The organism is Luteibacter sp. Sphag1AF, assembly GCF_014192715.1.
In the GTDB taxonomy this organism is placed as follows: domain Bacteria; phylum Pseudomonadota; class Gammaproteobacteria; order Xanthomonadales; family Rhodanobacteraceae; genus Luteibacter.
Genome location: NZ_JACHYH010000003.1, coordinates 57,638 through 72,559 on the forward strand (window position 1 = coordinate 57,638; position 14,922 = coordinate 72,559).

Annotated in this window: 12 protein-coding genes; 4 read left to right on the forward strand and 8 right to left on the reverse strand. The window is 63.9% G+C overall.

The genetic code is table 11. The annotated features are described in order from the left end of the window. Nucleotides 1-19: 19 nt before the first annotated feature. Genes FHW69_RS09715 through FHW69_RS09725 form a run of 3 tightly spaced genes read right to left on the reverse strand, consistent with a single transcriptional unit; the run spans nt 20 to nt 5,431 of the window. Nucleotides 20-3,067 carry an efflux RND transporter permease subunit gene (locus FHW69_RS09715; protein WP_183422872.1) on the reverse strand — a complete coding sequence of 1,016 codons (3,048 nt, stop codon included), beginning with the start codon at nt 3,065-3,067 and terminating at the stop codon, nt 20-22. After that, nucleotides 3,064-4,107 carry an efflux RND transporter periplasmic adaptor subunit gene (locus FHW69_RS09720; protein WP_183422873.1) on the reverse strand — a complete coding sequence of 348 codons (1,044 nt, stop codon included), beginning with the start codon at nt 4,105-4,107 and terminating at the stop codon, nt 3,064-3,066. Before FHW69_RS09720 ends, FHW69_RS09715 begins: the two co-directional genes overlap by 4 nt. Beyond that, complete coding sequence (locus FHW69_RS09725; RefSeq protein WP_183422874.1) at nt 4,100-5,431, reverse strand: TolC family protein; 1,332 nt, start codon at nt 5,429-5,431, stop codon at nt 4,100-4,102. Before FHW69_RS09725 ends, FHW69_RS09720 begins: the two co-directional genes overlap by 8 nt. Nucleotides 5,432-5,574: 143 nt before the next feature. Here FHW69_RS09725 and FHW69_RS09730 point away from each other — a divergent pair, with 143 nt between their 5' ends. Further along, a complete protein-coding gene (locus FHW69_RS09730) occupies nt 5,575-6,594 on the forward strand; it encodes a YncE family protein (RefSeq protein ID WP_183422875.1) in 1,020 nt (339 codons plus the stop codon). A 19-nt stretch (nt 6,595-6,613) separates the two neighbouring features. On the opposite strand, the gene FHW69_RS09735 is transcribed toward FHW69_RS09730, so the two are convergent. The 5 genes from FHW69_RS09735 to FHW69_RS09755 all read right to left on the reverse strand — a co-directional run bounded on the left by FHW69_RS09735 (nt 6,614) and on the right by FHW69_RS09755 (nt 10,132). Further along, nucleotides 6,614-7,279, reverse strand: a complete 666-nt coding sequence (locus FHW69_RS09735) for a response regulator (protein ID WP_183423233.1) — start codon at nt 7,277-7,279, stop codon at nt 6,614-6,616. Between the two features lie 66 nt (nt 7,280-7,345). Then, complete coding sequence (locus FHW69_RS09740) at nt 7,346-8,179, reverse strand: sulfite exporter TauE/SafE family protein (RefSeq protein ID WP_183422876.1); 834 nt, start codon at nt 8,177-8,179, stop codon at nt 7,346-7,348. Between the two features lie 132 nt (nt 8,180-8,311). Continuing rightward, entirely contained in the window at nt 8,312-8,890 is a 579-nt protein-coding gene (locus FHW69_RS09745) for a DNA starvation/stationary phase protection protein (RefSeq protein ID WP_343204005.1), read from the reverse strand. Between the two features lie 89 nt (nt 8,891-8,979). After that, a complete protein-coding gene (locus FHW69_RS09750; protein WP_183422877.1) occupies nt 8,980-9,612 on the reverse strand; it encodes a hypothetical protein in 633 nt (210 codons plus the stop codon). After that, nucleotides 9,602-10,132, reverse strand: coding sequence for a sigma-70 family RNA polymerase sigma factor (locus FHW69_RS09755; RefSeq protein WP_183422878.1), 531 nt, complete (start codon nt 10,130-10,132; stop codon nt 9,602-9,604). Before FHW69_RS09755 ends, FHW69_RS09750 begins: the two co-directional genes overlap by 11 nt. Before the next feature lie 97 nt (nt 10,133-10,229). Between FHW69_RS09755 and FHW69_RS09760 the strand changes: the two genes are divergently transcribed. From FHW69_RS09760 to FHW69_RS09770, 3 genes are all read left to right on the forward strand, one after another. Beyond that, nucleotides 10,230-10,865 carry a DUF502 domain-containing protein gene (locus FHW69_RS09760; RefSeq protein ID WP_183422879.1) on the forward strand — a complete coding sequence of 212 codons (636 nt, stop codon included), beginning with the start codon at nt 10,230-10,232 and terminating at the stop codon, nt 10,863-10,865. A 12-nt stretch (nt 10,866-10,877) separates the two neighbouring features. Continuing rightward, entirely contained in the window at nt 10,878-12,650 is a 1,773-nt protein-coding gene (locus FHW69_RS09765; RefSeq protein ID WP_183422880.1) for a M14 family metallopeptidase, read from the forward strand. A gap of 99 nt (nt 12,651-12,749) precedes the next feature. Then, nucleotides 12,750-14,897, forward strand: coding sequence for a M13 family metallopeptidase (locus FHW69_RS09770; RefSeq protein ID WP_183422881.1), 2,148 nt, complete (start codon nt 12,750-12,752; stop codon nt 14,895-14,897). Nucleotides 14,898-14,922: the final 25 nt, after the last annotated feature.

Here is a 14,922-nt window from a genome sequence, read left to right on the forward strand (position 1 = left end):
CTGGCACACAATGCTTGGGTCAATCGCGCTCCCGGGGCAATGTCAGGCCGATCAGCACCGGCATGGCGAGCAACACCGCCGGATACTGCACCAGCAGTCCCGCGATGATGGCAATCGCCAGCGGCTGCTGGATGCCCGCCCCCTGTCCGATGGCCAGCGCCAGAGGCAGCAACGTCAGGATCGCTGCCAGCGTGGTCATCGTGATGGGGCGAAGACGATCATGGCTGGCCACGCGCAAGGCATCACGCGCCGGCATGCTCCGCGCCAGGAACTCATATTCGCTGATCATGAAAATCGCCATCTCGGTGCCGATGCCCACAATCATCGTGAGCCCCATCATCGCCGTGATGTTCAGATCGACGCGCGCCAGCCACAGCGCCACAAACACGCCCGTGATGGAAAATAACGACACCCCGATCACGATCAGCGCCAGCGTTACGCGCCGGTAGAGAAACATCAGCAGGATGAACTCCGCCATCAATGCGGCGGCAAACACGCGCGTCAGGCCCGCAAACGCCACCTGCTGCTGTTGATACAGACCGCCCAGTTCATAACGCACGCCACTGTCCAGCAATCCCGGCTTGCTCAGCGCCTGCCGCACGCCCGCGACGGCTGCACTCATGCCGCCGGAGTCAATTCGCGCGGTCACAGGAACCATGGGCTGGAGATTCTCCCGCGTGATCTGTGGCTGCCCGGCCTGGGGCACGATGCTGGCCACGCGACTCAACGGGAACAGATGTCCATCGGCCGCACGAAGGGCCAGTGCGGCCAGGTCAGGTGTGCGCCACTCGCGCACTCCGGGCATGGATACCCGCACACCCACGGTCTTGCTGACGCGTGGCAGCGTCGTGGCCACCACACCGTTCAACGCCGCGTCGATCGCCTGGCTGACTGCGGCAGGCGTCACGCCTTCATTCGCCGCTTTCTCTGCATCGATGCGCACATCAAGCGCATCACCGGCAAGCTGGATGCCGCTCTTGACCTCAACCAGCCCCGCCACATGCGACAGGGCATCCGCCACGCGCTCTGCCTGCGCATCCAGCCGCGACGGGTCCGTGCCATAGAGTTTCACTTCGATGGGCTGCGGCACGGCCGTGAGGTCACCGATCAGATCCTCCATCAGCTGGGCAGTTTCAATCTGCATGCCCGGCACATCGCGTTCGATGCGATCACGCACCTCATTCATCATTTCAGGCGTGGAGAGCACATGTGCCGGTTTCAACCGCACGAAGAAATCGCCGTGATACGACTGTCCCAGATCGCCACCCAGGCCAGTGCCCAGCCGGCGGGAGAATGTCTCCACATCCGGCGTCATGCGCAGGATGGTCTCGACCTGGGCAATCTGCCGCTCCGATTCGGGCAACGATGTGCCCGGTGCCGTGTAGTAATCCATCACGAATCCGCTTTCATCCACCTGCGGCATGAAGCCCGTGGATACATGCGCATACGCCACCACACCAGCCACCAGAGGCACGGCAAACACCAGCACAAGTGTCCAGGGGCGCTGCACCAGCGTGCCGTACAGACGTCCGTGCACGCGCGCCCACCATCCCCCATCGCCGTGGGTGGCCGGATCGTGCCAGCGACCGAAGTCGACGAAACGACGCACCAGCACGGGCACCACGGCAATCGTCATCAGCCAGGAGACGACCAGCGCGCAGGCCATCGTGATCGACAAAGCCCGCGAGAAGGCCCCCGTCACGCCGTCGAGAAAGCCCAGCGGAACGAACACGATCAACGTCGCCAGGCTCGATCCGGACAAAGGCACAAGAAATTCGCGCGCCGCCGGATACACGCCTGATGCACCCACCACGGTGCCATCGCTGCCCCGGGCACCGGCACGCCGCGCAATCTGTTCGATCATCACGATGACATCGTCGATGACCAGACCCACAGCAGCCGCAATGCCGCCAAGCGTCATGATGTTGAAGCTCATGCCCATCACGTGCAGCAGGAGCACCGTCGTGGCCAGGGTGGCAGGCACGGCAATCAGTGCCACCAGCATCACGCGCGCACTGCGCAGGAACAGCCACAACACGATGCTGGCCAGTACCAGGCCGATGACGACCGCGTCGCGTACGCTCGCTGCCGACTCCAGCACCAGCTCGCTCTGGTCGTACCAGACCTTCAGCGTCACGCCAGCGGGCAACGCGAGACCAGCGAGGCGACTGCGCACCTGCGACGCGATAGCTACGGCGTTGCCATCGGGCTGCTCGTAGATGTTGAACAGAACGGCGGGACGGCCATCCTCCGCCACATGAACCCACTGCGGAACGACACCATCGCGCACTGTGGCGACATCCCCCAGACGCACGAGCGCACCGCCATCGTTGCGGATCAGCGTGGCGCGCAACGCGTCCAGCCCGTTCACCGCATGATCGGCCACCACGAGATACAGCTTGTTGTGATCCTGCACTCGCCCGACAGCCTGCAAGGCGTTCGCTCCGGCAACGGCCGTCGTCACGTCATCCAGGGTGATGCCATGTGCGGCCAGGCGGTGCGGGTCGGTCTCCACTTCAATCTCGGCCGTCTCGCCACCCTGCACGTCCACCCGCGCCAGGCCGGGCACCGTCGCCAGCAGCGGCACCACCGTGTACTGCGCCAGGTCGCGAAGCTCCACGGGCGAGAGCCTGTCCGAATGCAGCGCATAGGAAAGAATGGGAAACACAGTAGGGTCCATCCGCCGCACGTCATATGACGTACCGGGAGGAAGCGCGGGAATGGCACGCGAGATGGCCGCGTCCACCAGCAGCGTGGACGCCGTCATGTCGCGTCCCCAGCCGAAGTCGACCGATATCTGCGCCGAACCCCGCGAGGTTTCCGAACGCAGGCCCACCACACCAGGCACCGTACGAATGGCTTCTTCGACCGGACGGGTTACCAGCAATGCCATCTGATCGGCGGGACGATCACCCGCTTCAAGATCCACCACCACGCGGGGGAAGGACACCTGGGGAAAGAGCCCTACCGGCAGGGAAAGCGCAGCCATGATGCCGGCGAGGGTGAGGGCCAGCGCCACGATGACGAACGTGCGCGCATGACGTTCAATCCATGGAGGTGACCTCATCGCGCCGCACCATCGGGACGCACCTGCATGCCTTCATCCAGTTGCCCGGCTCCCACCACCACGAGGGGATGCGTGGCGTCCAAGGCGCCGGACACGGCACTGGTGTCGCCCTGCTCGCCCACCAGCGTGACCGGTACGCGCACGGCTTTGCCTTCGGCCACCTGCATCACGTGCAGACCTGTGGCGTCGTCCAGCAACGCGTCGCGCGGCACAAGCCAACCCTTCCACTGACCCACGGTGATCTGCGCGCGATAGGACATGCCTGCGGTGATCGCTCCTTCGGGAACGAGTTCGACGGGCGCCTGATGCGACCGGGGATCAAGCGCACCTGCGCCGCGCCGCACGCTGGCGGACACCACGGCGCCCCCGTCCACGGGCGTCAGCGTCGCCTTGTCCTGCGCTTCGATTCGCGTCATCACCGCAGGCTCCACGCCAGTCACCACGGTGAGCCGGTCGTTGCGTGCCAACGTGACAAGCGTCGCGCCGGGGGCGAGGGTTTCACCCACCGGTGCGCCAACGGCCGTTACAACCCCGTCGAACGGCGCGTGCAACACGACATCACCGCTGCCATCAACCGCTGGCAAGCCTGCAAGTGCCGCTTTTGCATCGGCCACGGCCTTGTCCGCCTGCGCGAGTTGGTCGCGGGTAGCCAGCTGACTGGCCAGCAGCGACGCCACATGATCCCGCTGCGTCACTGCAAGCGTCAGCGCGCTGCGCGCCTGAAGCAACGCAGTCACTGATGCGCCGGACGGAACGAAATTCCCCAGCGACTGGCCGCGTGCCACACGCTGCCCCACCATCACGTCCAGATGACCAAACGCTCCCTGCACCGGCAACGTCATGGTCAGGGACGCATCGACAGACGCCGCCGCCACACCATAGGCGAGCACGGTTTCGGGCAGCGCGCCTTGCGCGGGCATCTGTGTCTTGACCAGCGCGCTGGGAATAGCCGCCTCCCCCTCGCTGTCGGGAGCGCCCCCACAGGCGGCAAGCAAACCCGCAACGAGGCACGGCAGCAACAAACGCACACAGCTATTCATGATGTTCCCCAGCCGGCGGGAGCGATGCCGGCATGCCTGCACCGGTCAGGGTTTCCAGCGCGATGATCTGTTCGCGAAGGGTTTGCTCCAGCGTGATGCTGGCGGCCTGGCGGCTCGCAGACGCGCTGACCAGATCCACATAGATGCGGACATCCATCAGGCCAGCGTCGAAAGCCGCACGCGACGATGCATCGGTCGTGCCCGGCGATGCGTCGCTGCGCGCTTTCTGCGCCAGCACGGTGTGCTGCGCCGCAAGCAGCGATTCCACTTCGTCGTGCGCGTCGGCGATGCGAGCCGCAAACTCGTCGTGAAGTTGCTGCCGGGTTGCCGATGCCATCGCGATGGCGTGTTGATTGTGATTGAACACCGGCAGATCGAAGGTCACGGCAGGGCCGCCGTTGCGGACGCGGCTGTTGTCCTGTGAGGCGCTGTAACCCAGCGTGAGCGCGGGAAACTGCGCCAGCACGGCAGCGCGAAGCGTCGCCTCCTGCGCGGCATAGCCCAGCCGGAGCGCCACCAGATCCGGGCGCCGCTGCGCCAGCGTCGCCAGCTGAGTGCGAACGACGCGGTCATCGGAAGGGACCACGGGAGGAAGTGGGGCCAGCGATACGACGGCGTCGTAGCGCAGGCCGAGTAGTGCGGTGAGTTCACGGTGCCGCGCTTGCAGCGTGCGTTGCAGATCATCGTGCGCCGTTCGCGCATCGGCTGCCGCAGCCAGGGCCGGCGCGGCGGCACCCCGCTCTTCGTCACCTGCGGCAATGGCGTGATTCAACCGTGCGGCACGCTCGTCCAGCCAGTCCAATGACCTGCCCTGCACCGCATACAGACGCTCCCCCTCGCTGATATCCACGACCAGCAGCTGCGCCTTTGCCACCGTCTGCCATTCCTGCCACAGCAGCGATGCGTTGATCTGGGCTTCGGTCGCGCGTGCCGCCTCGCGCATCGGTGCCAGGGTGATCAGCGCCGCCACATCCTGGCCGATGCCCGCTGACCATGCGGTGCTGTCGCCCGCGCCGGACAACAGATATCCCACGCCGAGATTCACGGAGGGATTCGGCAACACACCCGCCTCCAGCATCTGCGCGTGCGCGATGTGTTGCTGTGCGCGAAGCGACACCAGCTCCGGGCTGTGTTCCAGCACCAGCCGATCCACGCCGTCCATGGTCAGCCCGCCAGGCGGGGGCGGCGTGCCCTGCAACTCTTCGATGCTGCTGGCCAGTGCGGGTTGCACCGCCAATGGCAAAGGCCGATACGTGGCGCATCCCGCGACGCCTGCTGCAATAAGCACAGCCGTGCCGATAGCGGGAAGAACGGAGGAATTCACGCAAACCTCGTGGGCATGATCGAATGGGGCCACGGTATCGACCTTTGCTTAGCGATCTCTTTGGCCGATGCGCCTGCCGTGTTGTAAGCCGTGAATAAGCCAGCCGGTCCATGCTCGGCGAACCTTCCGCACGAGCCACGTCCATGCGCGCACCCTTTCGCTACCTGCTTCCTGTCGGTCTTCTCTGGATGTGTGCCCACGCAGCTGCCGCCGACGCGCCGCTGGGCGTGACGTCACGCTGGGCCATCGGGCAGGAAGGTGGCTGGGACTACCTGAACTTCGACGCTGTACAGCATCAGCTTTATGTCAGCCGGGCTGATCGTGTGCTGGTGCTGGATGTGGATAGCCACACCATCAAGGGCGTGATCGCCGGTACGGCCGGCGTGCATGGCATCGCGTTGTCTGACGACCGCCATGAGGGCTATACCAGCAATGGCAAAGCCTCATCGGTAACGGTATTCGACCGCCGTACGCTGAAGACGCTGGCGACCATCGGCGGCACGGGCAAGAACCCCGATGCCATCGTCTACCACCCGGCAAGCCACTCGTTGTTTACTTTCAACGGCGCAAGTCACGATGCCAGTGTGATCGACGTGACCGCCCGCAAGGTGGTTGCCACGATTCCGCTGCCGGGCAAGCCCGAGTTCGCCGTCACCGATGACCATGGGCACCTGTTCGCGAACATCGAAGATAAGGCGCAGCTCGTGGACATCGACATCGCATCCGGAAAGGTGGCGCACATCTGGTCACTGGCACCGTGCCAATCGCCCAGCGGGTTGGCTATCGACAAGGCGAATGAGCGGCTGTTTTCCGTGTGCGACAACAAAGTCATGACGGTACTGGACGGCACGCGCGGCAAGGTGGTTGCGTCAGTGGCGATTGGCGAGGGCCCCGATGCTGTGGCATTTGATGCGGCGACGCGCACTGCGTACGTGTCCGATGGTCAAAGTGCCGACCTGACGGTGGTGCAGCAGATGGATGCCGATCACTATGCCGTGCTCCAGACATTGGCCACGCAGACCGGTGCGCGTACGCTGGCACTGGATGCGCAGACGCATCGGCTGTTTCTTCCGGCGGCGACGGCGGATGGATCGTTGCCGGTGGGTGGCAAGGTGCGCTGGAAGGACGGGAGTTTTACGTTGCTAACCATTGGCAGGCCCTGAACGACCTGGCCAGCGTCACTCAACGCGGATCGCGCGGAATCATGTAGCCAAATCCGCGCACGGTCTGAATGGCCTCGAAGCTCAGCTTCCTGCGCAGCGCATGCACCAGCACCTCAAGAGCATTGGCGGTCTGCGCACCGTCAATGCCGTACAGTGAATTCTCCAGCGTCTGCCGCTGTACGATACGCCCGGCGCGTTCGATCAGAATCTGCAACAACGCAAACTCGCGACGGGTCAGCTCAACGGGCTGACCGCGATATGCCACCTCGAACGTACTGAGGTTCAGATCAATGGCGCCCACTTCGATGTGGTTATCTGCCAGCCCCTTTGAACGACGCGCCAGCGCACGGATGCGCGCGGCCAGTTCGTCCAGATGGAACGGCTTCACCAGATAGTCGTCAGCGCCGGCATCCAGTCCACGAATGCGCGCTTCCACCGCATCGCGTGCCGTCATCACGATGACCGGTGTGCGGATGTGCGCGGCGCGGATCTCTTTGAGAATATCCAGCCCGTCTTTGCCGGGAAGGCCCAGGTCAATCAACACCACATCCGCCGACTGGTCGCGAATCGCGCGCAGCCCTTCGGTGCCGTGGCGAATCAGGGTCACCGTGTAGGACAGCTGCGTCAGTACCCGCCGGATGGCCGCGCCCAGTTGAGCGTCGTCCTCAATGACGATGATGTGCACCAACTGCTCCTCGACTGTCTCGACCACGTTGCGCCCTGCCTTTCTGGCCCGTGTTGTGGCGCCGATTCACGGCCGCGCGCCTCTGGTAAGCGCAGGATGGTCACGCCCCTGGCTTACGTCTGCCTTAGGGCCGCTGATGGACGTCGCATGACGCGTGACAATGGCGTCCCCGGCACTCAGCGTCATGCTGACGCCCGCCGCCACCATCGCGCCGTAACCCATGCGCCGGAACCACAATCCACTGACATGCACGAGCAGCCGCCGGACCATCCACGTACCGGTGACCGCAGCGCCACCGACCATCAGGCCCACGATCACTCCCCAGCGGTCAAGAAGGCCAAAACCTGCATAAATCCCGAGCTTCGCCACATGCAGCAGGATGTCGTTCGCCGCACGTGTCGCCACGACCTGCTGCGCAGTGAGCCCCTGGCGCAGGTAGAAACCGTTGAACAACAGACCGACCGCACCCGTCAGCCCGGATACAAAGCCCGCCAGCGCACCGATCAGCGGCAGCGTCCACCACGATGAAAGCGATACCCGTGCGGGCGGGACGCCACGCCGGAACAGCATGGGCAGATTACCGAGCAGAAAGACCCCGAGCACCACCTCCAGATAAACCGGGTCCACGCGACTGAGCACGCATGCGCCCAGCCACGCCGATGGCAGCGCAGCAGGCACGAAGCCGCGCACGATGCGCCACTGCACATGCCCGAAGAACAGCGCGATCCGCGACATGGAGCTGATGGCCGTGCCCAGCGACAACGCGGCGGGCACCGCCGTGGCGGGCAGCACCATGCGCAGCACGGGCAGCAGCACCAGGCCGGCGCCACCGCCACTCATGGCGCTGACGGCAAACGCGGCCGCCGCAGAAACAAACACGACACACAGGGAAACGAGCATGAAAAAAAAGTTCCGCGACCAAAGATCGCGGAACCAGAGCATCGTTTTCTTAGGCGAACATCAGGTCACCACCTGATGCGCGCTGGCGCGTTTCGCATGATGCGACAAGGCGCCGATGGCCTACGAAACACCTCAGGCGTTGCGGCCGCTCTCAAACAGGAACCACACGCGGCGCTCGGCCTGGTCGATCCAGTTCTCAAGAAGGCTCGCCGTCGCCACATCACCGTATTCATCGCACAGGCTGTGGGTTTCGCGCATGTAAGCGGCAAGGCGCTTGTTGTCCTCGCGAAGCTCGGCAAGCATGTCCTGCGGTGTGACGAAATCGGCATCATTGTCCGAGAGACGCTGAAGCCGCTTGGAGTGGCCTACCGAACGCAGTGTCGTGCCACCGATCTTGCGGACACGCTCGGCCACGTCATCGACGATGGCGTAGATCTGGTCCGACTGATCGTCCAGCAACAGGTGCAGGTCGCGGAAGTTCGGGCCCGACATGTGCCAGTGGAAATTCTTGGTCTTGAAGTAGATCGCAAATACGTCAGCAAGCAGCGCATTGAGTTCGGCAGAAATATCGCGCGTGGCATCGGCACCCAGGTCGCTGGGCGTGCGCAGGTCGGCCTTGCGGCGCTCCTTGACATCGGACCTGGTGGCGCTGGCCTGTACCGCTTTCACTTTGGCCTTGTCCTTCGGCTTGTCTTTGGCTTTCGCTTTCACGTTGAATCCTCATGCGTCACGGAAGGTGCGCCAAGCATGCGCCGGTTTCATGACCCGTGCTTGGCGAAAACACTCTCGGGCATACCGCGTCATTCCTTTGTAAAACGGTCCAGGTCAACCAGTGCCCGTTGCGCACGGGCCACGGCAGACCGCTCCAGGCCGTCTTTTCCGCCCGACCGGACATACCGCATCACAAGAACAAACACACCCAGGCAGCCCAGCCCTGCGACAACCTGCCACCCGACGAAAACCGGGTTCTGCGCATAGAGATTCACGCCGCCCAGTGCAAAAGCCCAGATCAGCAGGGGCACCCACGCCACCGAGCCGATCACACCGAACCACCAGCCCTCGCGCACCTTCCATGAGCGCAGTGCGGCCAGCCGGCGCTGTGTGTCCAGCACCGGTGCCGTGCCGTCGACCGTACCGATCAGGTAGAGCGTGCGGGCTGCGGCCAGAATCGTGCTCAAGGCGTAGGCATGAAGAAAGATGCCCGTCAGCATCAGCGAGACGCTGTCCCGGTGATGGACCCAGAAGCTGCCGAACACGATGGCGAAGAAGATGCCCACGACCAGCTGTATCCACTGGCCGATTCTGAGTGATCGCAGCGTCGCCCCCAGCACATCCGTCCGGCGATCATCGCGCAGCGCGCGCAGCCATGCGTCCTGCTGATCCACTCGCCGGTCCATCTCGCTCCAGGCCAGCTTCCAGTCTTCATGCGACATGATCGTTTCTCCGGTGGTTAACAGGCGCATCGGTCATTTCCCGACGCAGGCGTTCTTTCAATCGGCCGATTTTCGTGCCGACATGACTGACCGTCAGGCCAAGCACATCCGCCATGTCGGCATGCGGGCGGTCGTCCAGGTACAGCAGCAACAGGGCGCGATCCAGCGGCTCGAACCGGCCGATGGCCTGATAGAGCTGGGCCACCCGCTCATCCGGCTCGCTGATCGGTGTGCCGCCGGGCAGTTGGTCGTCCAGCTCCTGGCTGGACGCGGGGCGCACCGCATCGCGACGTACCCCGGACAGCGCCACATTCAGGGCAATGCGATACATCCACGTGGAAAACCGGCGCGTGTCGTCGTAGCGGGGAAACGCCCGCCACAGCTGAAGCACGATGTCCTGCTCAAGGTCACGGCGATCCTCTTCGCCCCGGGCGTACACCCGGGCTACCTTGAACACGATCCGGCGATGCTCGGTCAGCAGCCCGGCGAATCGTCGCTGTCGTTCCTCGTTTTGCCGCATATGCCCTCCCTTTCCACCATGATTCGCGGCACGGGAAAAAAAATCACACCGTTCCCTACAATGGCCATCCGCATCCTCCTCTCCCCGGACCTGCATCATGGCTTCGCTGCGCATCAAACGTTACCTCTTCACCGGCTTGCTGACGGTGCTTCCCCTGTGGGTCACCTGGCTGGTTTTCAGCTTTGTGCTCAGCCTGCTGGCCGGCATTGGCGCGCCCCTGGTCGAACTGGTGCTGAGCATCGACACCACGGCCGCCGCCCGGACACCCTCCTGGGTCGTGTTCCTGCTGGCGCTGGCGCTGACGCTCGGCGTGCTCTACGCCGTGGGTTTTCTTGCGAACCGCGTGCTGGGCGCGCGCATGCTGTCCGGCTTTGATGGCCTGCTGGCGCGCATTCCCGTCGTACACACGATCTATGGCGGCACCAAGAAGCTGATGGCCGTGCTGCAAAACAAGCCCTCGGGCGTGCAGCGTGTGGTGCTGGTGGAGTTTCCGCGCCCGGGCATGAAGGTGGTGGGCTTTGTCACGCGCACCATGATCGAGGACGACACCGGCCGCGAAATGGCGGCTGTGTTCATCCCCACCACCCCCAACCCGACCGGCGGCTATCTGGAAATCGTGCCGCTGGAAGAACTGACCCCTACCGACTGGACCATGGATCAGGCGATGGCCTTCATCATCTCCGGCGGCGCGGTTGCGCCGGACAGCCTGCCCGCTTCCCGTCCCGCCCCCTGACCGGATTGATCCATGCGCCGTTTCGTCGTCTTTTCCCTGCTCACGGTTATATCCATGACCCTGAACGCCAAAGAAAACTGGACCACCCCGGCCGAAGCGGCCGCCTTCCGCACCACGCCCTCATACGCAGACACGCTGGCGTACCTTCAGCGCCTGGCCGCCGCCGCGCCTTCGCGACTGCGCGTGGAGACCTTCGGCACGACGCCTGAAGGCCGCCCGATGACGGTGGTGATTGCCGGCGAAAATGGTGATCTCACCCCCGACGCGGCGCGCGCCGCCCATAAGCCGGTCGTACTGCTGCAAGCTGGCATCCATCCTGGCGAGATCGAGGGCAAGGATGCCGGCCTGATGCTGCTGCGCGACTACGCGGTGACCGGCAAGCTGCCGCACATGCTCGATCACGCAGTGCTGGTGTTCATCCCGGTTTTCAGTGTGGATGGTCATGAAAACAGCAGCCCCTACCACCGCATCAACCAGGACGGCCCTGAAAGCATGGGCTTTCGCGGCCAGTCGCAGTACCTCAACCTCAACCGCGACTACGTCAAGGCGGATGCGCCGGAAATGCGCGCATGGCTGAAGCTGTGGAACACGTGGAAGCCTGATCTTCTGATCGACATCCACACCACCGACGGTGCGGACTACCAGTACGACCTCACCTGGTACGCCGAAGATCCGCACAAACTGCCGCCGTCGATCGCGCAGTGGCAGACGGCCGCGTACGAAGGTTACGTGATGCCCCACTACGAAAAACTGGGCCATCTTGCCGCGCCGTATCTGGAATTCCGGGATGGCCGCGACATCACCAAGGGCATCCAGAATTTCGGGTCGGGCCCGCGCTTCTCCACCGGCTATGCCGCCATCCGCAATCGCGCCGGCCTGCTGATCGAAACGCACATGCTCAAGCCGTACAAGGTACGCGTGGACGCCACGTACGACGTGGTGCGCACCGTGCTGGACTACGTCAGCGCGCAACCGGATGCGCTTCTTCAGGCATCCCGTCTGGCTGACGACTGGGCAGCGACACTCACCACCGTGCCCGTCACGTACAAGGCATCGCCGGAGGCGACCCCGTTCGTGCTCAAAGGCGTTGCCTTCACGCAGGAACACAGCGACATTTCGGGCGACACGTGGGTGCGCTACGACCCGAAGATCAAGAAGGACTATCCGATCCAGAGCTTCAACGCACTGTTGCCGGATCAATCCATCAACGTGCCCGCCGCTTACGTGATTCCCGCGCAGTGGACCGAGATCATCGAACGGCTGGATGCCCACGGTGTGCCATACATCCGCACGCCCGGCCCCGCCACTGTCACGGTGACCCGCTACCAGCTGGACGATCCGTCCTGGGCAACGAAGCCTTTCGAGCGGCACCTGATGCTTCGGGATGTCAAAGTCCACGAAATCCGCACGACGGTCACACTGCCCAAGGGCTCCGTAGTGGTGGCCACAGACAATCCCTGGGCCAATATTGCCGTGAACCTGCTGGAGCCGCAGGCGCCCGACTCCCTGCTGCGCTGGGGCTACTTCAACGCCATTTTCGAGCCGAAGGAATACGGTGAGCCGCGCGTCGTGGAAGCGCTGGCACGCGACATGATCGCGAAAGATCCTGCCCTGAAGCAGGAATTTGATGCGCGCGTCCAGTCCGACCCGGCCTTCGCGGCCAGCCCCTCGGCAAGGTTGATGTTCTTCTTCCAGCGATCCCCCTGGTACACCGCACAGAACGTAGGCGCGTACCCGGTACACAAGATCGACAACCGGGCGCTGGAGATTCTTGCGCACCCATGACTTTCCTCACCCCCCGCCCCTTCCACCCACCCACTCACGTTATCCTCGGGTAGTTACCGAACTCGCCTTCGGGGCGATGCCACCAACAGAGGGACATTCATGACCAAGCAGTTTCTGAAGCCGCTCGCATTCGCGGTCGGCCTGGCGCTCACCGCCAGCGCATGCAGCAAGCACAACGACGCGGACTCCGCCGTCCCGGGTGGCAACCAGCCCGCCCCGAGCGCCACCGCTCCGGCAGCCGCCTCCACCGTTGCGGCTGCGAGCACCGCCGCCAAGGCCCCGACGTTCGACGTTGCCGACATCGACACCAGTATTGATGCCTGCGGCGACTTCAACGGCTTCGTCAACTCCAAGTGGGTTGCCGCCAACCCGATCCCGGAAGACCGCACCCGTTGGGGAGCCTTCGACAAGCTGGCTGAAAACAGCCTCAACACCCAGCACGACATTGTCGATGAAATGAACAAGGGCGCCGACAACGCCAAGGCCGGCTCCATCGAGCAGAAGATCGGCCTGCTGTACCGCTCGGGCATGGACGAGGCTGCCATCGAGGCCGCCGGTGCCAACCCGATCAAGCCGGAACTGGACAAGATCGCCGCACTGAAAACCAGCGCCGACGTGGTCGACTTCCTCGACTCCAGCTTTGCCGACGGCAACGGCTACGTGTTCGGCTTCGGCTCGGGCGCGGACTTCCAGAACGCCAAGATCCAGATCGGTTACGCGCAGCAGGACGGCCTCGGCCTCCCGACCCGCGACTACTACACCGACCCGAAGAATGCGGACATCCGCAAGTCCTACGTCGAATACATCGCCAAGACCCTGACGCTCGCTGGCGTTCCGGAGGCCGATGCCAAGACCCAGGCTGACGAAGTGATGAAGTTTGAAACCGCGCTGGCAGCCTCGTCGCTGGCACCGGTTGAACTGCGCGCTCCGGAAAACCAGTACCACTTCGTGACCGTGGCTCAGGCCGACAAGATCACCCCGCACTTCAACTGGGAAAAGTTCTTCGCCGCCCAGAACGTGACGATCGACAAGGGCTTCTCGCTGTCGCAGCCGAAGTTCTTCACCCAGTTCGACAAGATGCTGGCGTCCACGCCCGTGTCGCAGTGGCAGGCGTATCTGCGCTTCCATGCCATCGACAGCTCGTCGCCGTACCTGTCCAAGGCTTTCCAGGACAACAAGTTCGACTTCTACGGCAAGACCCTCGCCGGTCAGCCGCAGCAGAAGCCGCGCTGGAAGCGCGTGCTCGGCACCGTCAACAGCAGCATGGGTGAAGCCCTCGGCCAGCTGTACGTGGCCCGCGTGTTCAAGCCCGAAGCCAAGCAGCGCGCCAACGAGCTGGTGGACAACGTCCGCAACGCGCTCAAGACGCGCATCGAAAACCTCGACTGGATGAGCCCGGAAACCAAGGAAAAGGCCATCGCGAAGTGGAACACCTTCCTGCCCAAGATCGGTTACCCCGACAAGTGGCGCGACTGGTCCGGCCTGGAGGTGAAGGGTGACAACTACTTCGGCAACGTGCAGGCCGCGTTCAAGTTCAACTACCAGTACGACCTGGCCAAGATCGGCAAGCCGACCGACCGCCTGGACTGGGGCATGACCCCGCAGACCGTCAACGCCTACTACAACCCGACCGACAACACGATCAACTTCCCGGCCGCGATCCTGCAGCCGCCGTTCTTCGATGCCAACGGTGACGATGCCATCAACTACGGTGGCATCGGTGCGGTCATCGGCCACGAAGCCAGCCACGGCTTCGACGACGAAGGCAGCCAGTTCGACGGCGAAGGCAACAACAAGAACTGGTGGACCAAGGCGGATCGCACCAAGTTTGACGAGCGCACCGCGCGTCTGGTCAACCAGTTCAACGAATACGCCCCGATCAAGGACAAGCCGGACCTCCACGTCAACGGCAAGCTCACCCTCGGCGAGAACATCGCTGACCTGGGTGGCCTGAACGTGGCGTACGACGCCCTGCAGGAAGCGCTCAAGAAGAACCCGAGCGAAGCCCAGGCCAAGATCGACGGTTACACCCAGGACCAGCGCTTCTTCCTGAACTGGGCCCGCGTGTGGCGCGGCAGCGTGCGTGAGAAGCAGGCCATCCTGTACCTCAACACCGACCCGCACGCACCGGCCTCGCTGCGCGCCATCGGCGCACCGTCCAACATGGAAGCCTTTGCAACGGCGTTCCAGTGCAAGCCGGGCAGCAGCATGATCCGCACCGGCGACAAGCAGGTGAAGATCTGGTAATCCCCATTCCCCACGGGGAATGAAA